Source organism: Amycolatopsis circi, assembly GCF_003385235.1.
Taxonomy (GTDB): domain Bacteria; phylum Actinomycetota; class Actinomycetes; order Mycobacteriales; family Pseudonocardiaceae; genus Amycolatopsis; species Amycolatopsis circi.
Map to the genome: position 1 here is coordinate 15,530 of NZ_PQIA01000017.1, position 22,626 is coordinate 38,155.

At 69.3% G+C, this 22,626-nt stretch carries 24 protein-coding genes; 15 read left to right on the plus strand and 9 right to left on the minus strand.

The annotated features are described in order from the left end of the window. Positions 1-153 precede the first annotated feature (153 nt). Positions 154-1,107, plus strand: a complete 954-nt coding sequence (locus D0D37_RS09235; protein WP_116200128.1) for an acyl-CoA desaturase — start codon at positions 154-156, stop codon at positions 1,105-1,107. Positions 1,108-1,246: 139 nt separating this feature from the next. Beyond that, the gene (locus D0D37_RS09240; RefSeq protein ID WP_162834135.1) at positions 1,247-1,837 is read left to right on the plus strand and encodes a TetR/AcrR family transcriptional regulator; all 591 of its coding nucleotides are present in this window, start codon (positions 1,247-1,249) and stop codon (positions 1,835-1,837) included. A 4-nt stretch (positions 1,838-1,841) separates the two neighbouring features. Here D0D37_RS09240 and D0D37_RS09245 read toward each other — a convergent pair whose 3' ends face one another. Genes D0D37_RS09245 through D0D37_RS09255 form a run of 3 tightly spaced genes read right to left on the minus strand, consistent with a single transcriptional unit; the run spans position 1,842 to position 3,164 of the window. After that, entirely contained in the window at positions 1,842-2,222 is a 381-nt protein-coding gene (locus D0D37_RS09245) for a VOC family protein (RefSeq protein ID WP_116200129.1), read from the minus strand. Continuing rightward, complete coding sequence (locus D0D37_RS09250) at positions 2,222-2,620, minus strand: NUDIX hydrolase (protein ID WP_116200153.1); 399 nt, start codon at positions 2,618-2,620, stop codon at positions 2,222-2,224. The genes D0D37_RS09245 and D0D37_RS09250 overlap by 1 nt, the downstream gene beginning before the upstream one ends. 10 nt (positions 2,621-2,630) lie before the next feature. Continuing rightward, positions 2,631-3,164: a MarR family winged helix-turn-helix transcriptional regulator gene (locus D0D37_RS09255; RefSeq protein WP_116200130.1), complete on the minus strand. Its 534-nt coding sequence runs from the start codon at positions 3,162-3,164 to the stop codon at positions 2,631-2,633. Between the two features lie 30 nt (positions 3,165-3,194). Between D0D37_RS09255 and D0D37_RS09260 the strand changes: the two genes are divergently transcribed. Further along, positions 3,195-3,911: an SDR family NAD(P)-dependent oxidoreductase gene (locus D0D37_RS09260; protein WP_116200131.1), complete on the plus strand. Its 717-nt coding sequence runs from the start codon at positions 3,195-3,197 to the stop codon at positions 3,909-3,911. 2 nt (positions 3,912-3,913) lie between these two features. On the opposite strand, the gene D0D37_RS09265 is transcribed toward D0D37_RS09260, so the two are convergent. Genes D0D37_RS09265 through D0D37_RS09275 form a run of 3 tightly spaced genes read right to left on the minus strand, consistent with a single transcriptional unit; the run spans position 3,914 to position 6,864 of the window. After that, positions 3,914-5,071 (minus strand): PQQ-dependent sugar dehydrogenase, encoded by a 1,158-nt coding sequence (locus D0D37_RS09265; protein ID WP_116200132.1) that lies wholly within the window; start codon positions 5,069-5,071, stop codon positions 3,914-3,916. Positions 5,072-5,089: 18 nt separating this feature from the next. Continuing rightward, the gene (locus D0D37_RS09270; protein ID WP_037820214.1) at positions 5,090-5,743 is read right to left on the minus strand and encodes a response regulator; all 654 of its coding nucleotides are present in this window, start codon (positions 5,741-5,743) and stop codon (positions 5,090-5,092) included. Continuing rightward, positions 5,740-6,864 carry a sensor histidine kinase gene (locus D0D37_RS09275; RefSeq protein WP_116200133.1) on the minus strand — a complete coding sequence of 375 codons (1,125 nt, stop codon included), beginning with the start codon at positions 6,862-6,864 and terminating at the stop codon, positions 5,740-5,742. The genes D0D37_RS09270 and D0D37_RS09275 overlap by 4 nt, the downstream gene beginning before the upstream one ends. A 146-nt stretch (positions 6,865-7,010) precedes the next feature. On the opposite strand from D0D37_RS09275, the gene D0D37_RS09280 reads away from it, so the two are divergent. Both D0D37_RS09280 and D0D37_RS09285 read left to right on the plus strand, forming a co-directional pair. Then, positions 7,011-7,616, plus strand: a complete 606-nt coding sequence (locus tag D0D37_RS09280; protein WP_116200154.1) for a class I SAM-dependent methyltransferase — start codon at positions 7,011-7,013, stop codon at positions 7,614-7,616. Continuing rightward, positions 7,588-8,094 (plus strand): DedA family protein, encoded by a 507-nt coding sequence (locus D0D37_RS09285; protein WP_116200134.1) that lies wholly within the window; start codon positions 7,588-7,590, stop codon positions 8,092-8,094. The genes D0D37_RS09280 and D0D37_RS09285 overlap by 29 nt, the downstream gene beginning before the upstream one ends. Here the strand turns inward: D0D37_RS09285 and D0D37_RS09290 are convergent. Continuing rightward, on the minus strand, positions 8,072-8,848 hold the full coding sequence (locus tag D0D37_RS09290; RefSeq protein WP_116200135.1) for a helix-turn-helix transcriptional regulator: 777 nt from the start codon (positions 8,846-8,848) through the stop codon (positions 8,072-8,074). The two genes, D0D37_RS09285 and D0D37_RS09290, sit on opposite strands and share 23 nt — an antisense overlap. An 88-nt stretch (positions 8,849-8,936) precedes the next feature. On the opposite strand from D0D37_RS09290, the gene D0D37_RS09295 reads away from it, so the two are divergent. Together D0D37_RS09295 and mfd are read left to right on the plus strand one after the other, a co-directional pair. Further along, positions 8,937-9,878: an LLM class flavin-dependent oxidoreductase gene (locus D0D37_RS09295; protein WP_116200150.1), complete on the plus strand. Its 942-nt coding sequence runs from the start codon at positions 8,937-8,939 to the stop codon at positions 9,876-9,878. Positions 9,879-9,902: 24 nt separating this feature from the next. After that, entirely contained in the window at positions 9,903-13,463 is a 3,561-nt protein-coding gene (mfd, locus tag D0D37_RS09300; RefSeq protein WP_116200155.1) for a transcription-repair coupling factor, read from the plus strand. A 3-nt stretch (positions 13,464-13,466) separates the two neighbouring features. On the opposite strand, the gene D0D37_RS09305 is transcribed toward mfd, so the two are convergent. After that, on the minus strand, positions 13,467-14,348 hold the full coding sequence (locus D0D37_RS09305) for a LysR family transcriptional regulator (protein WP_116200136.1): 882 nt from the start codon (positions 14,346-14,348) through the stop codon (positions 13,467-13,469). Between the two features lie 110 nt (positions 14,349-14,458). On the opposite strand from D0D37_RS09305, the gene D0D37_RS09310 reads away from it, so the two are divergent. After that, entirely contained in the window at positions 14,459-15,250 is a 792-nt protein-coding gene (locus D0D37_RS09310; RefSeq protein ID WP_116200137.1) for an NAD(P)H-binding protein, read from the plus strand. A gap of 6 nt (positions 15,251-15,256) precedes the next feature. Here the strand turns inward: D0D37_RS09310 and D0D37_RS09315 are convergent, their stop codons facing one another. After that, complete coding sequence (locus D0D37_RS09315; RefSeq protein WP_116200138.1) at positions 15,257-15,670, minus strand: hypothetical protein; 414 nt, start codon at positions 15,668-15,670, stop codon at positions 15,257-15,259. A gap of 81 nt (positions 15,671-15,751) precedes the next feature. Here D0D37_RS09315 and D0D37_RS09320 point away from each other — a divergent pair, with 81 nt between their 5' ends. The 7 genes from D0D37_RS09320 to D0D37_RS09350 all read left to right on the plus strand — a co-directional run bounded on the left by D0D37_RS09320 (position 15,752) and on the right by D0D37_RS09350 (position 22,572). Then, positions 15,752-16,750, plus strand: coding sequence for a SurA N-terminal domain-containing protein (locus tag D0D37_RS09320; RefSeq protein WP_341867977.1), 999 nt, complete (start codon positions 15,752-15,754; stop codon positions 16,748-16,750). Further along, a complete protein-coding gene (locus D0D37_RS09325; RefSeq protein WP_116200140.1) occupies positions 16,747-17,661 on the plus strand; it encodes a nucleoside triphosphate pyrophosphohydrolase in 915 nt (304 codons plus the stop codon). The genes D0D37_RS09320 and D0D37_RS09325 overlap by 4 nt, the downstream gene beginning before the upstream one ends. 804 nt (positions 17,662-18,465) lie before the next feature. Then, the gene (locus D0D37_RS09330) at positions 18,466-19,020 is read left to right on the plus strand and encodes an RNA polymerase sigma factor (protein WP_116200141.1); all 555 of its coding nucleotides are present in this window, start codon (positions 18,466-18,468) and stop codon (positions 19,018-19,020) included. A gap of 29 nt (positions 19,021-19,049) precedes the next feature. Beyond that, entirely contained in the window at positions 19,050-19,838 is a 789-nt protein-coding gene (locus tag D0D37_RS09335; RefSeq protein WP_116200142.1) for a zf-HC2 domain-containing protein, read from the plus strand. Between the two features lie 21 nt (positions 19,839-19,859). Continuing rightward, positions 19,860-20,663, plus strand: coding sequence for an ABC transporter ATP-binding protein (locus tag D0D37_RS09340; RefSeq protein ID WP_116200143.1), 804 nt, complete (start codon positions 19,860-19,862; stop codon positions 20,661-20,663). Next, positions 20,663-22,009: a hypothetical protein gene (locus D0D37_RS09345; protein ID WP_116200144.1), complete on the plus strand. Its 1,347-nt coding sequence runs from the start codon at positions 20,663-20,665 to the stop codon at positions 22,007-22,009. Before D0D37_RS09340 ends, D0D37_RS09345 begins: the two co-directional genes overlap by 1 nt. Then, positions 22,009-22,572 carry a hypothetical protein gene (locus D0D37_RS09350; protein ID WP_116200145.1) on the plus strand — a complete coding sequence of 188 codons (564 nt, stop codon included), beginning with the start codon at positions 22,009-22,011 and terminating at the stop codon, positions 22,570-22,572. Before D0D37_RS09345 ends, D0D37_RS09350 begins: the two co-directional genes overlap by 1 nt. Positions 22,573-22,626 lie beyond the last annotated feature (54 nt).

A 22,626-nucleotide genomic window follows, 5' to 3' on the forward strand; every position in this document is an offset into this window, starting at 1 on the left:
GAGGGGGAGGCGTGCGCCACAGGGCCGTCCCGGGCACCGGGCAATCGGACTTTTCGGGCCTCCACAGCGCCGGAAACCTCCTGTACCGTAACTTACGACACCGTAGGTAAGGGCACCCTTCGCCAGGGGTTGTGAGAGGAAAGAAGTGAGCGCATGACGGCCACCCTCGATCGTTCTCAGTCAGCGGGCGACCCGCCGAAGGGCCCCAAGCCGATCATCGACGGACAGCGCGGGATCGGCGTTCAGCTGTCGGTGTATTTCGGGGTGCTGCTGCCGATCGTGGCGCTGCTGGTCGCGGTTCCGTTCGCCTGGGGCTGGGGACTGACCTGGACGGACGTCGCGCTGTTTGTCGTGTTCTACGGAATCAGCGGGCTGGGCATCACCGTCGCCTACCACCGCTACTTCACCCACGGTTCGTTCAAGGCGAAGCCGTGGCTGCGCGTCGTGATGGCGATCGCGGGCAGTGTCGCGTTGCAGGGACCGGTGATCACCTGGGTGGCTGACCACCGGCGCCACCACGCGTTCTCCGACCGCGACGGCGACCCGCACTCGCCGTGGGCTTACGGCACCTCGCCGCTGGCCATCGCCAAGGGTTTCTGGCACGCGCACATGGGCTGGCTGTTCGAGCGCGACCAGAGCAACCAGGCGCGGTTCGCGCCGGATCTGGTGAAGGACCCGGCCATCCGCAAGGTCGACGACCTGTTCTGGCTGTGGTCGCTGGTGAGCCTGTTCGGCCCGGCGCTGCTGGGCGGCCTGATCTCGTGGTCGGTGTGGGGCGCGGTGACCGCGTTCTTCTGGGCGGGCCTGGTCCGCGTCTGCGTGCTGCACCACGTGACCTGGTCGGTCAACTCGATCTGCCACATGATCGGCGAGCGTCCGTTCGCCGCGCGCGACCGTTCGGCGAACTTCTGGCCGCTGGCGATCTTCTCCTTCGGCGAGTCGTGGCACAACCTGCACCACGCTGACCCGACCTCGGCCCGGCACGGCGTGAAGCGCGGCCAGATCGACATGTCGGCGCGGCTGATCTGGATCTTCGAGAAGTTCGGCTGGGTGCACGACGTGCGGTGGCCGACCCCGCAGCGGCTGGCCCGGATCGCGGCTGAGTAAGGGTCGTGAGTGGCAATCCCGGTTCTAACCGGGATTGCCACTCACGACTACCCTGCTGCGAATGGCGGGGAGACGACGGGCGAAGCGAGAAGCGGCGGTCACCGGCGCGCGACCGGCCGCACCGGTCGCCCGGGTGCGCATGACGGGCACCGAGCGCAGACAGCAATTGCTCAACGTGGCGCGTGCGCTGTTCGCCGAAAAGGGTTTCGACGGCACGTCCGTCGAGGAGATCGCCGCGCGGGCGAACGTGTCCAAACCGGTCGTCTACGAGCACTTCGGCGGCAAGGAAGGCATTTACGCCGTCGTTGTGGACCGCGAGACGCAGCTGCTGCTCGACCGGATGATCTCGACGCTGCACGGCGGACATCCGCGGGTGATGCTGGAGCAGGCCGCCGTCGCGTTGCTGAGCTACGTCGAGGATTCGCACGACGGTTTCCGCATTCTCGTCCGTGATTCGCCGGTCGCCAGCTCCACCGGCACCTTTTCGACGGTCCTCAACGACATCGCCAGCCAGGTCGAGCACATCCTCGCGCAGCAGTTCGCCGCGCGCGGGTACGAGGAGAAGCTGTCCGCGCTCTACGCGCAGGCGCTCGTCGGCATGGTCGCGCTCACCGGGCAGTGGTGGCTGGACGCACGCAAACCGAAGCGGGACGAGGTCGCCGCGCATCTGGTGAATCTTGCGTGGAACGGGTTGTCGCACTTGGAGAACAAGCCGCGGTTGCTCGGCTGAGTGCTTAACCGCCGGAGGGCGCGTTGCTGAGGTCCACGACGCAGAACAGGTTGTCGTCAGGGTCGGCGAGGACTACGAAGTCCGGTTTGGGCGGGTAGTGCTTCCAGTCGACCCGTCGTGCGCCGAGGTCGATGAGCCGTTCCACCTCGGCGCGTTGCTCATCGGCGGTGTCGGTGTACAGATCCAGATGCAGCCGAGGCCTCGACTCAGCGGGCGATTCGCTGCGCATCAGCCCCAGTGCGTGCGTGCCGCCGGGATGTGCCAGCGTCCGCCACGTCTCGCTCGCCCATTCCGGGTCCTCGGCGAGCCCGAGCGCCTCGGACCAGAACCGCATCGCGCGTTCGACGTCGGCGACTCCGAGCACCGTGATTCCGAGTCGCAGCATCAGACCAGTTTTCCTTGTGCGTGCAGGTCGTCCAGGATCAGCTGGACCGTCGCCGACACCCGGTCGCGGTCGGCGTGGGCGAGCCAGCCGAACGATTCGATCTCGCTGCTCGGCTTCAGCTCGCCGGTGTAATCCGCGGTGTAGCAAGTCATCCGCACCACGACGCCGTCCGCTTTGCCGTGCGCCTGTGCTTCCCAAGAACCGGCCAGCTGCGCGGAAGCCGGATCCAGAGTCACGCTCAGTTCCTCGGAGATCTCCCGGACCAGCGTTTCGACGTCCGACTCGCCCTCTTCGCGTTTCCCGCCGGGCAGGTACCAGGTGTCCTTGCCCGCTGAACGCGCGGCGAGAAGCTTGCCGTCGACCACGTGCAGCCAGGCGACTTTGTCGATGGTGGGCATGCCAGCCACCTTACCTCCGCGCCCGCCGGTCCAGGTCCGCGAGCAGGATGCGCAAGAGATCCGCCAGTTGATCGCGTTCGGCCGGGGACAGTGCGGACACCAAGGTTTCCTCGTGCTCCAGCAGATATCCGACGGTTCGCTCGATCAGCTCGTGACCGTCCTCGGTCAGCTCGACGTACACCCCGCGACGGTCCGAAGTGGACTTCACCCGGCGGACGTGGCCGTCGCGTTCGGCACGGGCGGTCTGCTGGGAGATCGCGCCGGGGCTGACCCGGCAGCGTTTCGCGAGTTCGCCCGCGCTGAGCCGGTACGGCGGCCCGGCCCGGCGCAGCGTGCTGAGCAAAGTGCGGGTGGACGCGTCCATCCCGAGTTCCAGCATGGTCGCGCGCCGGTCGTCCTCCAGCAGTTTCGCGATGTGCCAGATCCGCGTGATCACGCCGATGGACGACACCGGCGTGCCCGGCCGCTCTCGCAGCCACGCCTGCTGAATCTCGTCCACCTCGTCGCTTGACGGGTTTTCCCCGCCGCCGGTACCGTCGTCCACCAGAGGTACTTTAGCAATAAAGGACGTGAGATGAAACGGGACGTAGTGGTAACCGGGGGAAGCGCTGGAATCGGATACGCGATCGCCGCGGCGTTTGTCCGGGACGGCGATCAGGTCACGATCACCGGAAGGCGCGAGGACGTGCTCACCGAGGCGGCGACGCTGCTCGGCGCGCGTGCGGTGAGCTTCGACGCGAGCGACCCCGAGGCGGTCGAGGCGGAGTGCGATCAGTTGCCCGAACGCATCGACGTGCTGGTGAACAACGCTGGCGGCAACACGGATTTCCTGGGCTCCGCTGGCGAGGGATTGAAAGCGCTCGACGCTGCCTGGACGGCCAACATCCGGGCGAATCTGTTCAGCGCCGCGTTCGTGACGACAGCGCTGCGGGAGCGACTGGCCGACAACGGCCGCATCGTCACCATCGGCTCGATCGCGGGGCACACCGGCGCTGAATCGTACGGCTGGGCGAAGGCTGCGGTGGAAGTCTGGAATACCGAAACCGCTCGCCAATTCGGGTCGCGCGGGATCACCTCGAACATTGTCGCGCCGGGGCTGATCGTGGACACCGAATTCTTCCGCGGCAAACTCTCCGCCGAACGTCAGGAGCGGCTGGTCGAGAACACGATGACAAAACGCGCGGGCAAACCGGAGGATGTCGCCGAGGTAGTGCGTTTCCTGGCTTCCCCGGAGGCCGGACACGTCACCGGCCAGGTCGTGCACGTGAACGGCGGCGCGTACGTCGGCTGACCTCAGCCAGGGGTCACGCGCAGCACTTTGTCGTTGCTGCCGTTGGAAGTCGTCACGTACAGCGAGCCGTCCGGGCCGCTTCGGGCGGCTCGCAACCGGCCGAATTTGTCGTTGAATTCCGCGGGCAGCGTCACTCCGGTGACCTTCGCGGCGGCGTCCAGGTGCAGCAGCAGGAGTTTCTGCCCCTTCAACGCCACCACGACCAACGCGCCTTCGTTCGCTCCCCATTGCTTGCCGGTGAGGAACGCGTCGCCGCTGGTCGCCTCGGTGATCTGTCCGGTGGTCCACAATGGACGAACCGCGTCCGGGAACCGGGTGGTGTCGGTCATCGGAACGCTCTCGTCGTAGTTGGGGTCGGTGCCGCCCTTCGACGGGTCCCAGCCGTAATTCCCGCCTGGCCGCAGGAGATTCACCTCGTCGTCGAACGCCGGTCCGTGCTCGGAGGTGACCACCTGCCCGGTTCCCGGCCGGATCGCGACACCTTGCACGTTCCGGTGGCCGTAGGTGTAGATCCGGCGTTCGTTCGGATCGGCGGACGACAGGAACGGGTTGCCCGGCAACGGTTCCCCGGTCTTCGCGTTGATGCGCAGGACCTTGCCGCCGAGACTGTGCCGGTCCTGCGCCACCGTCGACCGCGCGGCGTCGCCGGTGCCGACGAGCAGCGCGCCGTCCGGAGCGAGCGTCGGGCGGCAGCCGGAATGCCGTCCGCTCGGGTTCACCGGCAGGCCGGTCAGCAGGTCGCGCACCTTGGCCGCGCTCGCGCCGTCGTCGGCGAGCCGCCAGGTGACGAGCCGGACGTCTACCGCGCGTCCGTTCTCCTGATGCGTCTGGCAGGTGGTGAACTCGCGCGACGTCGCGAAATCCGCCGCCAGGACCAGGCCCATCAGACCGCCTTCGCCCTGCACGAGGACGTCGGAGAAATCGGCGCGCACGTCGGTCTTCCGGCCGTCGCGGATCAGCGCGAGCTTGCCGGGACGCTGCGGCACGAGCAGCGAACCGTCGGGAAGGAACGCGACGTCCCAGCCGTGTTCGAGGCCGTCGGCGACCTCCTGCACGGCGAACTTGCCGGACTCCGGTGCCGCTGGAGCCGGGGCGCTCGCTGGCGCGGCCGAGCAGGCGGCGAGCACCAGGACGGAGGCGAGCAACGCGACGAGACGCATGGGTCCAGCATGCCCGATTCAGCCGCCAGGACGAACCAATCCGGATTCGTACGCGAACACGACCGCGTGCACCCGATCGCGCAGCCCGAGCTTGTTCAGCAACCGTCCGACGTGCGTCTTCACCGTCGTCTCGCCGATGAACAGCGTCCCGGCGATCTCGGTGTTCGACAGTCCTCGCGCGATCAGGCCCAGCACGTCCTTTTCGCGTTCGGTCAGCGTCTCCAGCTTCTGCTCGTCCAGCGGCGTCCGGTGCGCGCTGAGATAGCGGTCGAGCAGGCGTTTCGTGACCGACGGCGACACCATCGCGTCGCCGCGCAGCACGCCGCGGATCGCCACCAGCATCTCGTCCGACGGCGCGTCCTTGACCAGGAATCCGCTGGCGCCGGCGCGAAGCGCGGAGTAGGCGTACTCGTCGAGGTCGAACGTCGTGATCACCAGCACCGAGGTGTCCGGCAGTTCGGCGCAGATCTGCGCGGTGGCCGCGACGCCGTCGAGCACCGGCATCCGCACGTCCATCAGCACGAGGTCCGGCCGCCGCGCGCGGGCGAGTTCGACAGCTTCCGCGCCGTCGCCCGCTTCCGCGACCACCTCCAGGTCGGGCTGGCTGTCGACGATCATCCGCAGCCCGACGCGCACCAGCTCCTGGTCGTCGCAGATCAGCACGGACGTCATGCGGCGTCCGTCCGCAGCGTCGCCGACACGCGGTAGCCGCCGTCCGGCCGCGCGCCCGTTTCGAGTTTGCCGTGGTACATCGCGACGCGCTGGGCCATGCCGGTGAGCCCGCGTCCGGACCCGGGCAGTCCCGCCGCGACCGGTTGCCGCCCGCCGGAGTTGGTGACTTCGAGGCGGATTTCCGGACCGGCGAAGGTGACTCGGACCCGTCCGGTCGCGTCGGGCGGCGCGTGTTTGAGCATGTTGGTCAAGGCCTCCTGGACGATGCGGTACGCCTGAAGCGCGACACCGGCGGGCAGGTCGGCGATGTCGCCGTTGACTTCGAGGGTGATGTCGCGGCCGGACTGCGCGACTAGCGTGCGCAACTGGTCGAGCGTCGGCTGCGGAGCGCGCGCGGGTTCGCCAGCGTGCATTACCTCCAGCAGCCGCCGAAGCTCGGCTAACGCGGAACGACCGGTTTTGCTGATGGTGTCGAGCGTACGGTCGACAGCGTCCGGGTCGTGATGGCGCGCGAGCTTCGCTCCTTCGGCGTTCAGGACGATCACGCTCATGCTGTGTGCGAGTACGTCGTGAAGCTCGCGCGCGATCCTCGTACGCTCTTCGGCTATTGACGCGCGACTGCGCGCTTGTTCTTCGGAGGCCGCCAGCTCCGCTCGCAGTCGTTCTTCTTCGGCGAGTTGTTCCTTCGTCCGGAAGAACGCGCCGAGAGCCCAGGCCGCCAAGTACAGCGGCAGTGCGCCGAAGATGGTGAGCGTCGGGTTCAGAGTGTTGGTGCCCCAGGTAAATCCCCAGAAGGCATCCAGGCCCACGACAGCTACCGCGAAGCCGATGAACCATCTGTCACCGGCTTTGACGAGCGTGTACAGGACCACCGCCATCGCGAGGTCGCTGCGGCCACGGTCATACGCCCATATCTCGTTCGTATAGACGAGCGCTACTCCGATGAGGATCAGGAGCGCGACTGTGCGCGGGTAGCGGCGACGCAGCAACAGAGGCAGCAGAAAGAGCATCGAAACCATGCGCAGCAGCCAGGTTTGCTGATCCGCGATGTTGGGGCCGAAGGCGACGAAGACGGCGTACAGCGGCAAGTCCAGCAACCACCGCTGCTTGCGCCCCCACATGACCAGTCTCCGCACGAAACGAACGTAACGCGAGATCGTCGTCGCGCGCGTCGTTCCGGAGGATGGCCGTGGTCCTCCGAGCGAACGACTTTTCCCGCCGACCGAGCCGATCCGCGACGACCGAGCCGCTTCCTACCGTCGAAAACATGTCGATTACCAGGGAGTTCTTCCGGCACCCGATGCGTACTGGCGCGATCGCGGCCAGTTCGGCACGGCTGGCCGGAGTGATGACCGCGGGGTTGGGTCTCGAGAGCGCGCACAGCGTCGTGGAGTTGGGGCCGGGGACGGGAGTGTTCACTGAAGCACTGCTTCGCATGCTTCAGCGCGACGCGCACTTCACCGCGGTGGAAATCAACACCCACCTCGTACAGGAGCTACGCGCACGCTTTCCGTCGTTGCACGTTGCGGAAGGCTCTGCGGAACACGTCGCTGCGTACGTGACGATGCCGGTCGACGTGGTCGTCTCCGGTCTGCCGTGGACAGCTATGCATGCCGCGCCCCAGGCTGCGGTACTGAACTCCGTCTGCGAGGTGCTTTCCCCACAAGGCCGCTTCACCACCTTCGCGTACGCGCACACCGCTTGGACACCGCCAGCGCGTCGATTCGCACGGTTGCTGCGAAGCCGCTTCGCGGTCGTCGAACGCACCAGTGTGGTTTGGCGGAACCTGCCGCCGGCGTACGTGTACCGCGCGGCTTTGCCGGTGCGGTCGGGACTGGATCGCTATGGGCAGCCTGCTTCAGCCACTTCTTGACGCTCCCGCGCCGCTCGTCTACTTGATCTGCGCACTGGTGATCATGGCCGAGACGGCGCTGTTGCCCGGCATCGTGCTGCCGACGCTGTCCACCTTGCTGCTTATGGGTTTCCTAGTGCAGCGCGGGACTTTACAGCTGTGGCCAGCGCTCACGGTCTGCGTCGCGGCGGCGCTAGCGGGGGACCAGCTCGCGTACTGGGAGGGACGACTGTGGGGACCGAAGCTGCGTCAGTCGCGCGTGGGGCAGCGGATCGGCGAAGCGAAGTGGGACAAGGCCGAAGCGACTGTCGCGCGTTATGGCGTGCCAGCAGTCGTCCTAGGGCGGTGCCTCGCTGGCGTACGCACTCTCGTGCCGCGCGTCGCGGGTTCTGCCGGACTGTCGTACCGACGCTTCTTCGCCGGAAGCCTGTGCGCGGCGGTGCTGTGGGCGGGCGTGGAGCTGACGATGGGGCAGGTCACCGGCTGGGCCGCACCTTGAGCAGTTCCGCGGTCGAAGCGTCGGCGGGCAGGAAGGTTTCGAGGCTCAGCTCGGCGACCGTCACGTCTACGGCGGTGGCGAACTGCGTGATCGCGGTGAGCAGCCGCAGTTCGCCCGCCGAGCTGGACAGCTGCAGCGGCACCGCGAAGCCGAGGTGGTCGCCGGACGGTTCACCTGGCGTCCGCAGGTATCCGGTGAGTTCGTCCAGCAACGCCTGATGTCGCGGATCGGGCCCGTGTGCCAGACCGCGGCGAGGGCGTTCGAGCACGTGCTGCGCCCAATCGGCGAAGTTCCGGATCCGCGGAGCCATCCCGCGCGGATGCAACGCCAGCCGCAGCACATTGACCGGCGGTTCGAGCAGTTCCGCCGCGACGCCCTCAGTGAGCAGGCCGAAGCCGTCGTTCGCCGCGACGAGATCGCCGTAGCGATTCACGACCAGTGCCGGGTAGGGCTCGTGCCCGGCGAGCAGCGCGCGCAGCGACTCCAGCACCGGTGTCAGCGCGGGGTCGTCCAGCCGCGTTTCGGGGTAGACCGGCGCGAACCCGGCGGTCAGCAGCAAGGCGTTGCGCTCGCGCAGCGGCAGGCCGAGCGCCTCGGCGACGCGCACCACCATGCCGCGACCGGGCAGCGAGCGGCCGCGTTCCATGAAGCTGACGTGGCGTTGCGTCGTCCCGGCTTTCAACGCGAGGTCGAGCTGGCTGAGCCGGCGGCGGGAACGGGCGTCGCGCAAGGCGTCGGCGAACGAGGTGGGCACCTGCGCGATTCTGGCCGAGTTTTCTGCTGCCGGGCCATTCCCCGGAGGGAATTGCCGGGACGCCGGGCCGCGCTGGATCGTCGACGGCGTGGAATTCGGACTACTTCTTCCCGCCGGACAGGCGCAGCTCGAAACAGGCGGCACCCCGCGTGCCCTCGTCGCATTGGCCCGCGAAGCCGAACGGCTCGGATTCGCGTCGATCTGGGCCGGTGACTCGCTTTCCCGGCCGCGGATCGAACCGCTCACCCTGCTCACCGCGGTCGCGCAGGCGACCGAACACGTCACCGTCGGCACCGCCGTGCTGCTGCCCGCGCACCGAAACCCAGTGCAGACCGCGATGACGCTCGCCTCAGTCGACCTGATCTCCGAAGGACGGCTCGCAGTCGGCGTCGGCGCGGGCTTCCCGGGCTTCAGCGAGCGAGAGTTCGAGCTGGCCGGCGTCGATTTCCGGACGAGGTTCTCGCATCTGGACGACGTGGTCACGCTCTGGCGCGAACTGTGGACCGGGCAGCCGCGCTCGTTCCACGGCAAGGTGCTGCACTACGACTGGCTGCCGCCAGCGATCCGCCCCGCGCGCGTTGGCGGCCCGCCAATCTGGCTGGGCGGCGCGACGCCAGCCGCGCTCCGCCGCACCGCACTGCGTTACGACGGCTGGCTCCCGTACCCGCCGGACCCCGCGGATTACGCGTCCGGCCTCGCGACCATCCGCGCCGCCACTGCTCGCACGGTCACCCCGTCGTTGTTCCTGACCGTTTACGTCGATCCCGACCCGCGCCGCGGCCGTAGCGTTCTGGAGGACTACGCCCAGGCGACCTATCAGCGGTCGTTGGCGCAGATCAGCACCATCCAGGCGACGGTGACCGGCCCGGTCTCGGAGGTCGCGGCGACTGTGCGCCGATACGCCGAGGCCGGAGCCGAGCACGTGCTGTTGCGCGTCGGCTCCGTGGAACCCGGTGCGGTCGAGCGGCAGCTGCCCCTGTTGGCGGAGGTGATCGCCGGGGAGCGGAAACCTGTCGGTGCCGCGACGTAGGCTGGGACGGTGACCGACGCTGTACTGTCCGGACTCCTCCAAGCCATCCTTCCCGACCCGGCGCTGCGCGGCGTTGTCGAGCGCGCCGGCGCCCCGCTGCTCGAACTGCAAGGCGCTGTCGCCGTACGGCAGCTCGTGGCCGCCGCGCTGGCCGAAGACCCCGAGCGCGGCGGCGCGGGCCGCCCGGTGCTGGCCGTCACCGCCACCGGGCGCGAAGCCGACGAGCTGACCGCTTCGCTCAGCGCGCTGCTCGGGTCCGACCGCGTGGCCGACTTCCCGTCCTGGGAGACGCTGCCGCACGAGCGCCTTTCGCCGCGCGCGGACACCGTCGGGCGGCGGCTGGAAGTGCTGCACCGCCTGCACACCGGCGACGACGAGCTGCGGGTCGTGGTCTCGACCGTGCGCAGCCTCATCCAGCCGATGGCCCCCGGGCTCGGCTCGCTCGCGCCGATCGACCTGGTCGTCGGCGAGGAGCAGAGCTTCGAGGACCTGCTCGAACGGCTGGTCGAGCTGGCGTACACGCGCGTGGACATGGTCGAGAAACGCGGCGAGTTCGCGGTCCGCGGCGGCATCCTCGACCTGTTCGGGCCCACCGCGCAGCATCCGGTCCGCGTCGAGTTCTGGGGCGACGAGGTCAGCGAGATCCGCGCGTTCGCGGTGTCCGACCAGCGTTCGCTGCCCGGCGAGATCCAGCGGGTCACCGCGCCGCCGTGCCGCGAGCTGCTGCTCACGCCGGACGTCAAGACGCGCGCGGCCGAGCTGGCCACCACGTACGAGGCCGACGCGCACCTGGCCGAAATGCTCACCAAGCTGTCGGACGGCATCCCGGTCGAGGGCATGGAAGCGCTCATCCCGGTCCTCTGCGAGGGCGAGCTGGCCCTGCTCACCGACGCGATGCCGCAAGGCAGCCACGTGCTGCTGGCCGATCCGGAGAAGATCCGGGCCCGCGCGGCCGACCTCGTCCGCACCGGGCAGGAGTTCCTGGAAGCCTCCTGGACCACCGCCGCGGCGGGCGGGCAGGCCCCGATCGACCTCGGCGCGTCGGCGTACCGCGATCTGGCCGAGATCGCGTCGCACGCGCAGGACACCAAGCGCCCGTGGTGGACGCTCACCCAGCTGACCAGCGAAGACCCGGACGTCTACCGCGTCGCCATCGAGCCAGCGCCCGCCTACCGGGGCGAGCTGGAACGCGCGATGACCGACCTGCGCGCGCACCTCGCTTCCGGCGGCACCGGCGTGCTCGTCGTCGCCGGGCAGGGCACCGCCAGCCGCGCGGTCGAGCAGCTGATGGCGGCCGAGGTTCCGGCGAAGCACGTCGAGGTGCTCGCCGACGTGCCGTCGGCCGGGGTCGTCACGGTCACCTGCGGCGGGCTCGCGGAGGGCTTCATCTCGCCGGAGCGCGCGCTCGTCGTGCTGTCCGAGTCCGACCTGACCGGCCGCGGCGCCAATGCCGGATCGTCCACAAAGGACTTGAACACGAAGATGCCGTCGCGCCGCCGCGGCGCGGTCGACCCGCTGGCGCTCAAGGCGGGCGACTACGTGGTGCACGACCAGCACGGCATCGGCCGGTTCGTGGAAATGGTGCAGCGCACGGTCGCCGGCGCGACCCGCGAGTACCTGCTGCTGGAGTACGCGTCGTCCAAGCGCGGCCAGCCCGGCGACCGGCTGTTCGTGCCCACCGACCAGCTCGACGAGGTGTCCCGCTACGTCGGCGGCGAGCTGCCCACGCTCAACAAGCTCGGCGGCTCGGACTGGAAGAACACCAAGGCACGCGCCAAAAAAGCGGTCAAGGAGATCGCCGCCGAACTGGTGCAGCTCTACGCCGCCCGTCAAGCCGCGCCCGGCCACGCGTTCGGCCAGGACACGCCGTGGCAGTCCGAGCTGGAGGACGCTTTCCCGTTCACCGAGACCAACGACCAGCTCGCGGCCATCGACGAGGTCAAGTCGGACATGGAGCGCGGCGTCCCGATGGACCGCGTGATCTGCGGCGACGTCGGCTACGGCAAGACCGAGATCGCGGTGCGCGCGGCGTTCAAGGCGGTGCAGGACGGCAAGCAGGTGGCCGTGCTCGTGCCGACCACCCTGCTCGCGCAGCAGCACCTGAACACGTTCACCGAGCGCATGGCGTCGTTCCCGGTCACCATCAAGGGCCTTTCGCGGTTCACGCACAAGGCCGAATCGGACCGGACCCTCGAACAGCTCGCCGACGGCGAGGTCGACATCGTCATCGGCACGCACCGGCTGCTGCAGACCGGCATCCGCTACAAGGACCTCGGCCTCGTGATCGTGGACGAGGAACAGCGGTTCGGCGTGGAGCACAAGGAACACATCAAGGCGCTGCGCACGCACGTCGACGTGCTCACCATGTCGGCGACGCCGATCCCGCGCACGCTGGAGATGTCGCTGGCGGGCATCCGCGAGATGTCGACCATCCTCACCCCGCCGGAAGACCGGCATCCGATCCTGACTTATGTCGGCGCGTACGACGACAAGCAGGTCGGCGCCGCGGTCCGGCGCGAGCTGCTGCGCGACGGCCAGGTCTTCTACGTGCACAACCGGGTGTCGTCGATCGAGAAGGCGGCGAAACGGATCCGCGAGATGGTGCCGGAGGCGCGCGTCGTCACCGCGCACGGGCAGATGAACGAGGACAAGCTCGAAAAGATCATCCAGGGCTTCTGGGAAAATGAGTACGACGTCCTCGTCTGCACCACGATCGTCGAGACCGGCCTGGACATCTCCAACGCCAACACGCTGATCGTGGAACGCGGCGACATGCTCGGCCTCGCCCAGCTGCACCAGCTGCGCGGCCGGGTCGGACGTGGCCGCGAGCGCGGGTACGCGTACTTCCTGTATCCGCCGGAAGCGCCGCTCACCGAGACCGCGCACGACCGGCTCGCCACCATCGCGCAGAACACCGAACTCGGCGCGGGCATGGCGGTCGCGATGAAGGACCTGGAAATCCGCGGTGCCGGCAACATCCTCGGCGCGGAACAATCCGGGCACATCGCGGGCGTCGGGTTCGACCTGTACGTCCGGCTGGTCGGCGAAGCGGTCGAGGCGTTCCGGCGGCACGCGGGCGCGGAGCCGGCGGAGGACGAGGAACTGGCCGATGTCCGCGTCGACCTGCCGGTGGACGCGCACATCCCGCACGACTACGTCCCCGGCGAACGGCTCCGGCTGGAGGCGTACCGCAAGATCGCGGCGGCCCCGGACACCGCGGCACTCGACGCGGTGCGCGAGGAACTGGTCGACCGCTACGGCCAGCCGCCCGCCCCGGTCACCCGGCTGCTCGCGGTCGCGGCGTTCCGGCACGCTTGCCGCGCTGCCGGTGTCACTGAGGTCGCGGTGCAGGGCAACACGATCCGGTTCGCGCCGCTGCCGTTGATGGACTCGCAGCTGGTGCGGCTGAAACGCTTGTACCCCAAGGCGTCGTACAAGGCGATCACCAACACGGTGTCGGTGCCGAAACCGACCGAAGGCCCGGCGGGCGGCCGGATGGGCGCGCCGGTGCTGCGGGATCAGGAACTGCTCGACTGGTGCACGAAGCTGTTGTCCCAGCTGACGAAAACCCCGGCGGCGGTGTGAGTGCTAGTGCGTGACTAGCTCGGTGAACGCCCTCGCGGCGGCCCCGGCGGTGCGCCCCGCCGGGGTGGCCAGGGCGATGGGCCAGTCCAGGTCGGCGTCGGCGATCGGCAGTGCGACGAGGTCGTCGTCGGCTGGAAGGATCGCGCGGGGCAGCAGCGCCACGCCAAGCCGCTGCCGGACGAAATCGGTGCCCGCGGCGAGGTCGGTGATCTCGATGGCGAGCTGCCGTCGTACCCCGGCGGCGGCGAATGCGCGATCGGTCACCGCGCGATTTCCGTAGCCGGGCGGGAAATCAATGAACGGTTCGTCGGCGAGGTCCGCCAGCGTCAGGTCGTTTCGGTGCGCGAGCGGGTGCTCGCGGGGAACGACGAGATCCAGCGGTGTGCTGGTCACCGTACGCAGACGCACGGTTGCCGGTGGGTGCCCGGGAATCGAGACGAAGGCGAGATCGAGCCGTCCTTCGGCGATCGCCGCGATCAGCCCGGGCGATCCGCCTTCGGACGACGCGGTCGCGAGGTGCACCGACACGCGAGGGTGCTCCCGGTGGAATTCGCCCAGCAGCGCGGGCAAATCGATCAACCCGAGCGAACTCATGGTCCCGATGCGCAGCGTGCCGCGCAGGCCGCCCCGGACCGCGTGCACAGTGTCGCGAGCATCGCGGGCGGCATCGAGCGCGGCGCGTGCTTTCGGCAGTAGCGCGAGACCGGCGTCAGTGAGGCTGACGCGCCTGGTCGTACGCAGCAGCAACGGCGCGTCCAGCTCTCGTTCCAGGGACGCGATGGTCGCCGACACCGTGGCCTGCACGAGGTGCAGCCGGGTGGCGGCGCGAGTGAAGCTGGCTTCCTCCGCGACCGCGACGAAGCACTCAAGCTGCCGCAACTCCATGCCGGATTCATAGCACTGCTCGATCAATGTGACCAGTAATCTTTGTTGGACTCGATCAGTCGGCGCGGGAAAGGTGGTCCCCAGAACCGAATCCCCTGCGGAGGTACCCCTTGACGATCTTGATCACCGGCGCTCGCGGCGGTATCGGTGCGAGCCTGCTGCGCCGGCTGACCGACGTTCGAGCGGCCAGCCGCGCCCCGCAGCAGCTCGGTTTCCCGGCCGTCGAGCTGGATCTCGCCAAGCCGGCGACGTTCGCTCCCGCGCTGGCCGGGATCACCGCCGTGTTCCTCTACGCCGAGCCGACCGGCATCGAGGAACTGCTGGACGCCGCGGTTTCGGCCGGAGTACAGCGGATTGTCCTGCTGTCCTCGGACTCGGTGACCTCGCCCGATGCCGAGCACAATGCTTTGGCCCGCCACCACTTTCTGGTCGAACAGGCCCTCCTGGCCACACCGCTGACCTCGACCGTGCTGCGACCCGGCGGGTTCGCCACGATGACGCTGGGGTGGGCCGAATCCGTCCGCGCCGGTCAGCCGGTCGGCCAGGCGTACCCGGACGCCCGGCTCGACGTCATCCACCCCGAGGACATCGCCGACGTCGCCGAACTGGCGCTGTCCACCGACGCGTTGAACGGCGAGACGATCAGCCTGGGCGGGCCGGAGGTGCTCAGTTTCCGGGACCAGGCAAAGATCTTGGCGGAGGTGCTCGGCAAGGAAATCGAACTGCGCGAGCCGACCCGGCGTGAAGCGGTCCAGCAGTTGCCCGCGCCGTTGGCCGAGGCGATCTTGGACTATTGGGCGCAATTGCCTGGCGAGTCCGACCGGAGCGTCGAACGGATCACCGGTCGTCCTGGCCGCACTTTCCGCCAGTGGGCGATGGAGAACGTCGCCGCGTTCCGGTGATCGCTTTCATCTCGCCGCGAAGACCTCGAACCCCGGCGGTTGCGCGGTGGCCAGCCGCAACGACACTTCCTCCTGCGGCGTCGGCAGCGCACCGCAGCCGGACATCGGCAACGGCCGGGGACGCCGCGGCACCCGGGCTCCCGAACCCCCGCCGCGACCCGGGTACACGAGCAGCCCGCGCTCCGGATCCGGCACCGCGTCGAGAGCGGCGGTCACCGCGGGCAGGAGCCGGAAGCGACCCCGTTTCTCCTCCGAGGAAAACTCGATCTCCAGCGTGACGCCCCAGCGGTGGACGTGCCACGTCCATTGCTCGGCGCCGTTGGTCAGCGCGGCCTCGGTCAGCCGGTCGCCGTGAGCGCGTTGCCACGCGCTCGCCGCGAAGGCCCCGTCGAGGACTTCGATCGACAACCAAGAGTCCATATGTCGACAATAGCCCGCTGAATGCCTCGATGGTGTTGTGTTTCGAGGCCATGTGAGAGGGTAGGGCCTGTGATGCGGATCATGGGGCGCCGTCGTGCGCTGGGCGCCGTTCTCGCCGGAACTCTCCTCCTCGCCGGATGCGGTACCGGCCCTAGTCAGGTGGGCACCGCCGCGGTCGTCGACGGTCAGGTCACCACCATCGACCAGGTTCAGGCGCTGCTCGACCGCGCCGTGCAGGAGCAGCCGTACGCCCGGCAGCTCGCCGGGCGGCACCAGCTCGACCTCGTCGGGCGCGAGATCGTCCGGCAGTCGCTGCTGCACGAGGTCGTCGTGAAGGCCGCGCAGAAGGAAGGCATCTCGGTCGACGAGAACACCGTCAGCGAGGCCATGCAACAAGATCCGCTCGCGTCGCCGGTGCCCGAGTCCGTCACGCAAGATCAGTCCGCGGCTGTCACCCAGCTCGTCTGGCTGCTGCGCGATCACCGCGAGGCCGTGACCGACCAGTACTTGCAGCAGAGGATCGCGCTGAAGTACCTGCCGACGCTGTCGGTGAACTTCGACTACACCAGCATCGGCGCGCCGACCTCGGAGAGCCAGGCCCCGTCGATCGACCCGAAGGCCGCGCGCAGCCAGGCCATCGCCAAGGCCGAGGAGTACGCGGCCAACCCGGGCGCGATCCAGGCCGACATCCGCGGCGGCGCGCAGGGCAACGTCGGCCAGCAAGCTCCCGCGCTCTCGTCGCCGCAGGACGCCGCGACCGTGCTGTTCGGCGTTCCCGCGAACACCGCCATCGCGTTCCAGCCGAACCCGGCGAGCGCGCCGACCTGGTGGGTCACCGCCGTGGTGCGGAAGCGGACGACGGACGCGAAGGTCGCCACCGACCAGGTCCAGCAGCCGACCGCGGCCCAGCTGGGTGCGATCGGCGTGCGGATGCTCCAGCCGTATGTTGGCAACGTGGACTTCAAAATCAACCCGCGCTACGGCGTGTGGGACCCGGTCGGCATGAACCTCGCCCCCAGCGCGGCCGAGGTCACGGGCGTGGCCGTGCCGTTGCGCGGCGGTGCTCCGGCGCAGCAGTGACCGGCACCGTAGTCCTGGTCCGGGGAGCGACCCTCCCTGCGGCCGCCTTGCCACTTCTGCGCACCGCTGCCGTGTACGCCGCGACCGACGTCGACGCCGCGCAGCTCGGTGTCCCGCCGGTAGGCCAGTCCTTCGCGGACATCGTGCTGCTCGCCGCTTCCCCCGCCGAACCGACCGCGGCCGCGATGCTCGCTGACGGCGCGCAGCTGATCGAAACGCCCGTGCCGCCGCTGGTCGAAGCGGTCGAGGTCATGGACCGCCTGCGCTCCCCGGGCGGCTGCCCATGGGACGCCCGGCAGACGCACGAATCCCTGCGGCAGTACCTGGTCGAGGAAGCGTACGAACTGCTGGAAGCCATCGAGGACAACGACCGCGCGGCGTTGCGCGAGGAACTAGGCGACGTCCTGCTGCAGGTCCTGTTTCACGCCCGCGTAGCCGCCGAACACGGCCGAGCCCCCTTCACCATCGACGACGTGGCCAGCGACCTGGTGGACAAACTGGTAAGCCGCCACCCCAACGTCTTCGCCGACGCGGCCCGCATTGCCACGGCCGAACACCAGGAGCTGAAGTGGGAAGAGCTGAAGCAGGCCGAGAAGCAGCGTAAGTCCATTGTGGACGGTGTCGCGCTGGGGCAGCCCGCCGTCGCGCTGGCGGGGAAACTGGGCCAGCGCAGTGGTCGAGCCGGGATTCCGCTGGACCTGTTCCCGCAGGACTCCTCCGCCCCCGCCCAACTGTTCCGGACCGCGGCAACCGCGCGCCGGGGCGGATTGGACCCGGAGGGCGAACTGCGTGCGGTTGCGAAACAGTTCGCACTGGACGTCCGCGCGGCGGAGACGGCGGCCCGGAAGGCCGGGGTGGAACCGGCGACGTTGGAGGCTGAGGGCTGGCGGAAGTTCTGGCCCTCGGCTTGAGCTGGGTTGTCGTGATGCTGGGGTTTCTGTGACGACCGGGGCTGAGAGCTGGCGGGAATTCCGGCCTTCCGCCTGAGCCGGTTTTGGTGGGTTGCATGGATGCCCGTGACGTTCGGGGCTGAGAGCTGGCGGAAGTTCTGACCTCTCGCCCGAGCCGGTTTGGTGGGTGCATAGGTGTCTGCGACGCCCGGGCAGAGAGTTCAGGCGGAATTTCTGCCCCTCCGCCTGAGTCTCTCTGGTGTACTGCCGGGGTTTCCGCTGCCTGCGCAGGGTCTTTGGCCCGCCCTGCAGGACTCTCGTTCGCCGCTTGCCTTCGTGGGCCAGGTGCGCTCGTTGCCCGTCGTCCGCGAGTGCGATTGGGCGGGGCCACTGCGCTTCAGCGGGTTGGCTGGGTTCTCGTGAGTGTCTATGCCGGTTCTAACCGGCATAGACACTCACGAGTCCCGGCCGGGCACTGCCAGCTCCTCGGCCGTTCAGCCCGGTGCCCTAGCCGCCTGCATTCCTTGCGCCGATGCTTGTCCGCTCTCGGGGCCATCCGCGCTTCCCGCTCCAGCCGCACCGCCGCCTGAGCCTCCGCTCGCCAGCTCTGTTCGCCGTGGTCGCGCGCCCATGCGCCACCTCGCCTTCCCGCTCTCAGCCGGACCGGCCGCCCTCACCCGAAAGACGGAGCCCCCTCCCGTCCACCCACGCCTCCGCCTGCTCCCGGGCACGATTGCCTCGCCAAGCGAAGCACCTCAACATCAACTGTGACCTAGATCACTCATTTTCGAGAACCGGAAGCGCGGAGGTGGCGTCTTGCCGGGTGTGAAGCACAAGCCACCCAGGGAGCCGGACGAGGAACACCTCCTCCGGCGCATTGCTCGCGGTGACCTTGCGGCGTTCGAAGAGCTTTACCGCCGCACGTCGCCGTGGCTCGCGATTCGCCTGCGGCACCGCTGTTCCGACGACCAGATCGTCTCGGAGGTGATGCAGGAGACCTACCTCGCCGTGTGGCGTGCCGCGGGTTCGTTCGCGGGCGTCGTCGCCGGCGGCTCTGCCGTGGGCTGGGTCTGGACGATCGCGGTGCGCCGGCTCATCGACGCGTTCCGGCGGCGTGCGCACCACGCGAATCCGCCTCCCGCGGCGCAGGAGGCGCTGTCCGCACCGGCCGCCGAAGAGGAGGCGCTGGCCGGCACGGTCGGCGATTCGGTGGGGGACGCCCTGCGCAGTCTCGCGCCGGAACTGCGCGCGGTCCTGCAGGCCATGGTGCTCGACGGATTGTCGGTCCGCGAGACCGCGATCCTGCTGGGCCTGCCAGAAGGAACGGTCAAAACCCGGGCCCGCCGCGCCCGGATCGCGATGCGGGAGGCGCTGTCGTGAAACCAGGACTGGCCGAAGGAGGTCAAGCCATGAACCACGTATCCGACCGGATGCTCGCCGGCTACGTCGCCGGTCGCGAACTGCCGGGGGACGAGGCATGGGCGTTCGAAGGGCACCTGGAGAAGTGCGCGCAATGCCGGGCGCGGCTCGCCGGCGCGTCCACCGCCGAGGTGTCCGGTCTGCTCGACGTCGTCTGGGCCGGGCTGGAGCCGGACCTCGCCCGCGCGCCGCAGCCGATGCCGCGCCGGGTCGCGGGATGGCTGCGTTGCTGGGCGACCCCGGTCATGGTCCCGTGGCTGCTGATGGTCCTCATAGTCGGCGCGCTGTCGGTCTACCTCGACCGGTCGCTCCCCGACGGGCTGTCGTTCGTGCAGTTGCTTTCCCCCGTGCTGCCGGTCTTCGGGGTGGCGGCGGCGTGGTCAGGCGGGCTGGACCCGTCGTACGAACTCACCGCGGCCACCCCGCGCGCCGGGCTGGAGCTGATCCTGCGGCGGACTACCGCGGTCGTGGTGCCAGTGCTGGCGGTGTTGCTCGTCGCAGGCTGGCTGATCGGCGCGCGGATGGGGTTCGGGCTGCTGCCGAGCCTCGCGTTCACCACGGGGACGCTCGCGCTCGGCACGTTCATCGGCGTCGCCTGGGCGGCGTCGATCCTGATCGGGCTGTGGCTCGGTGCGCTGGTGGTGCCGAGCGTCGCGTTCGGGGGCTCAGCACTGCTGGAGGCCGCCACCTGGCCGGGCTGGCTCGCGGCCGCTGTCGTCGCGGCTGTCTTCGTAGTGCTTCGCCGGAACACTTTCACGCAGCTTGCTGCGCATCACTGACGGAAACGAGAGGGGACACCGATGCGGGCTGTGGAAGCCGCCGAGGTCGCTCCGGCGACCTACGCCTGGGAAATCCAGGCACAGGGACTGAAAGTGCGGGTCGGCCGCAAGCGCATGGCGGTCGACGGCCTCGACCTCGCGCTCGGCACGGGGGTGCACGGCCTGCTCGGGCCGAACGGCGCGGGCAAAACCACGTTGATCCGCACGTTGGCCACGGTCCTGCGGCCGACCGAAGGCAAGCTGGCGCTGCTCGGAGAGCCGATCGGGGGGCGTTTCGACCAGCGCACCCTGCGCCGCCGGATCGGCTATCTGCCGCAGAACTTCGGGTACTACAAGCGGTTCACCGTCCGCGAGTTCGTCGAATACCTGGCGTGGCTCAAGGAAATGCCGAAACAGGAGGTGCCGGGCGCGGTGCAGCGCGCGATCGAACGGGTCGGTCTCGCCGAGCGTGCCGAGGACAAAATGAAGACCTTGTCCGGCGGCATGGTCCGCCGCGTCGGCATCGCACAGGCGATAGTGAACGACCCAGTGCTCCTGCTGCTCGACGAACCCACCGCCGGGCTCGATCCCGCACAACGCCTGCGGTTCCGGGAGCTGCTGCAGGAGATCGGCCGGGACGCGTGCGTCGTCGTCTCTACTCACCTGGTCGAAGACGTCGCCGCAGCGTGCTCGGACGTCGTCCTGTTCGCCGCCGGGAAGCTGGTTTTCCAAGGCACGCCTGCGGATCTGGCCGCGGCGGGCAGCGAGGCGGACGTCGGCGACAGTCCGATCGAGCGCGGTTATTCGGCGCTGCTCGGCCACGCGCAGGGGAAGGGAGCCTGGTGATGAGCGCGTTCCGGACCGAACTCCGGCGCACCGTCGCCCCGTGGGTGCCCGTCGTGTTCCTGGCGGTAGGCCTGGGGTTGCTGCTGTTGTCCCCTGGGCCGTGGAGCCACGGCTCCGCGGCCTGGGACGCCACCTGGCTGACCGCGGTCCGGTGGTCCCGCTATCTGCTGGTGCTGTTGTGGCCGATCATCGTCGGGGCCGCGGCGATCCAGGGCATGCGGGACGCCCGCGCCGGCGTCAGCGAACTGTTCCAATCCACGCCACGACCCGCCGGACAGCGGGCCAGGACGCTCGCGTCCGCGGTCGGGCTCGCCGCGGTGGTCGGCTACCTGGTGCTTGTCGCCGCCGGGGTCGGGCAGGTCGTGGCTGACGGCGGGATGTTCACCGCGGCGTGGATGACGCAACTGCTGCTCGGCGTGCTGTCCGTGGTCGCCGGGGTGGCGCTGGGACTGGGGCTCGGGCGGCTGCTGCCGTATCCGATCACCGCGCCGGCGGTCGCGGTCGTCGCACTGGTCGGCGGACTGGTGCTGCAGGCGTCGGGCGAGACCGACCGGGTGCCGAATCCGGCCGCGTTGCTCGGAATCGGGCAGTTGGTGCCGCGAGGTCCGTTCGACGTGCCAGCGCCAGGGGTGCAGATCGGGCAGCTGTGCTGGCTGCTGGGGCTCTCCGCGGCTGGCTTCCTGTTGCTGCTCGCCAGTTCGGCGCGGATCAAGGCGCTCGCGTTGCTCCCGGTGGCGGCAGGGCTGGCAGTGGCCTTGCCGTTGTTCCCGGCCGCTGCGGAGAACAACTACATCGTCGACAAGGCGGCCGCCGCCCTCGTGTGCGACGGCCCGGTGTGCGTCACGCGGCTGCACGAGGATTGGCTGTCCACTGTGGCCGGCCCCGGCAAGGAAGCCATGCGGCTGCTGGAGAAACTGCCGCAACGTCCGGGCCGGGTCGAGGAATCGACGGTGTCGTTCGGCAACACCAAAGTGAGTCCTCGAGATCCGTCCCGGCTCCTGATGCAGCGGGACTCCTATGCGATGTACGACAAAAGCGGCCACAGCCTCACCGTGACGCTGCTGAGCGGTGCGGGGACGCTGCCCTGTCATGCCTCGTCCTACACAGGTGAGAAGAACGACCGTGAGGATGCCGCGCGCTGGGTAATGGCGCAGTGGCTGGTCGGTTCGTACGCGCCGCCGCGTTCGTATACCGAGCCTCCGCTGCAGACCCGGACGGACCCGGCGTGGTCCGCGCTGAAGGCCGTGCCGGCGGCGGAACAGACCGCCCGGGTCGCCGCGGCGCGGCAACTGGAACTGACCTGCACCGGTGACCCGCTGAAGGTTCTCATGGAAGGTGCGCGCTGATGCGATGGATAGCGCTGTACGCGCGTTCGCGCCACCTCGCAGTGTCGTTGGCGGCATTGTTGCTCTGTGCCGTCGTTCTTCCGCCGCTCCTGGGCAGCAACTGGACGACGCTCTTCGCGACAGTCACCCTCGGTGCCGCAGTCGCGGTAGCAGGCGTGGGCCTCAGCGGACAGGATCTCGACCTGGACCGCACGGCCTCCTTCCGCTGGCCGCCCCGGCGTCTGACGCACCTCCTGCTGATCGGTGCGGTGGCAGGCGGCGTAATGGTTGCGGCACAAGGCCTTGTCGATCTCCCGATGGGCGCGAGCTGGATCCTTCGCAACGCGGCCGGGCTCCTCGGCCTGACCGGGTTGGCAGCCACGCTGTTCGGCGGCCAGTTCGGCTGGACGCTGCCGATGGGCTGGGCGATGACGGCGGCATTCGTCCCGGAAGGCGTCGGCAAGGTCTACGACGTCGTGGCCTGGCCGATGGCGACAGCAGACGCCGCGGCGGCGTGGTGGACGGCCGGGTTGCTGTTCGTGGCGGGATCGGCGGCCTACACGGTGGCGGGTGCTCGTCGTTGAGAGTCAGCGGACCGGTGAAGCCAGGCGCAGCCCCGTCCCTCCCCCGGGCAGGGG

What these genes read in the sequence shown, in the direction of transcription:
- D0D37_RS09235 (WP_116200128.1), top strand. Translation starts at nt 154, where the DNA reads ATGACGGCCACCCTCGATCGTTCTCAGTCAGCGGGCGACCCGCCGAAG.
- D0D37_RS09240 (WP_162834135.1), top strand. Translation starts at nt 1,247, where the DNA reads ATGACGGGCACCGAGCGCAGACAGCAATTGCTCAACGTGGCGCGTGCG.
- D0D37_RS09245 (WP_116200129.1), bottom strand. Translation starts at nt 2,222, where the DNA reads ATGCTGCGACTCGGAATCACGGTGCTCGGAGTCGCCGACGTCGAACGC.
- D0D37_RS09250 (WP_116200153.1), bottom strand. Translation starts at nt 2,620, where the DNA reads ATGCCCACCATCGACAAAGTCGCCTGGCTGCACGTGGTCGACGGCAAG.
- D0D37_RS09260 (WP_116200131.1), top strand. Translation starts at nt 3,195, where the DNA reads ATGAAACGGGACGTAGTGGTAACCGGGGGAAGCGCTGGAATCGGATAC.
- D0D37_RS09265 (WP_116200132.1), bottom strand. Translation starts at nt 5,071, where the DNA reads ATGCGTCTCGTCGCGTTGCTCGCCTCCGTCCTGGTGCTCGCCGCCTGC.
- D0D37_RS09270 (WP_037820214.1), bottom strand. Translation starts at nt 5,743, where the DNA reads ATGACGTCCGTGCTGATCTGCGACGACCAGGAGCTGGTGCGCGTCGGG.
- D0D37_RS09275 (WP_116200133.1), bottom strand. Translation starts at nt 6,864, where the DNA reads ATGTGGGGGCGCAAGCAGCGGTGGTTGCTGGACTTGCCGCTGTACGCC.
- D0D37_RS09280 (WP_116200154.1), top strand. Translation starts at nt 7,011, where the DNA reads ATGTCGATTACCAGGGAGTTCTTCCGGCACCCGATGCGTACTGGCGCG.
- D0D37_RS09285 (WP_116200134.1), top strand. Translation starts at nt 7,588, where the DNA reads ATGGGCAGCCTGCTTCAGCCACTTCTTGACGCTCCCGCGCCGCTCGTC.
- D0D37_RS09305 (WP_116200136.1), bottom strand. Translation starts at nt 14,348, where the DNA reads ATGGAGTTGCGGCAGCTTGAGTGCTTCGTCGCGGTCGCGGAGGAAGCC.
- D0D37_RS09315 (WP_116200138.1), bottom strand. Translation starts at nt 15,670, where the DNA reads ATGGACTCTTGGTTGTCGATCGAAGTCCTCGACGGGGCCTTCGCGGCG.
- D0D37_RS09320 (WP_341867977.1), top strand. Translation starts at nt 15,752, where the DNA reads ATGGGGCGCCGTCGTGCGCTGGGCGCCGTTCTCGCCGGAACTCTCCTC.
- D0D37_RS09335 (WP_116200142.1), top strand. Translation starts at nt 19,050, where the DNA reads ATGAACCACGTATCCGACCGGATGCTCGCCGGCTACGTCGCCGGTCGC.
- D0D37_RS09340 (WP_116200143.1), top strand. Translation starts at nt 19,860, where the DNA reads ATGCGGGCTGTGGAAGCCGCCGAGGTCGCTCCGGCGACCTACGCCTGG.
- D0D37_RS09345 (WP_116200144.1), top strand. Translation starts at nt 20,663, where the DNA reads ATGAGCGCGTTCCGGACCGAACTCCGGCGCACCGTCGCCCCGTGGGTG.
- D0D37_RS09350 (WP_116200145.1), top strand. Translation starts at nt 22,009, where the DNA reads ATGCGATGGATAGCGCTGTACGCGCGTTCGCGCCACCTCGCAGTGTCG.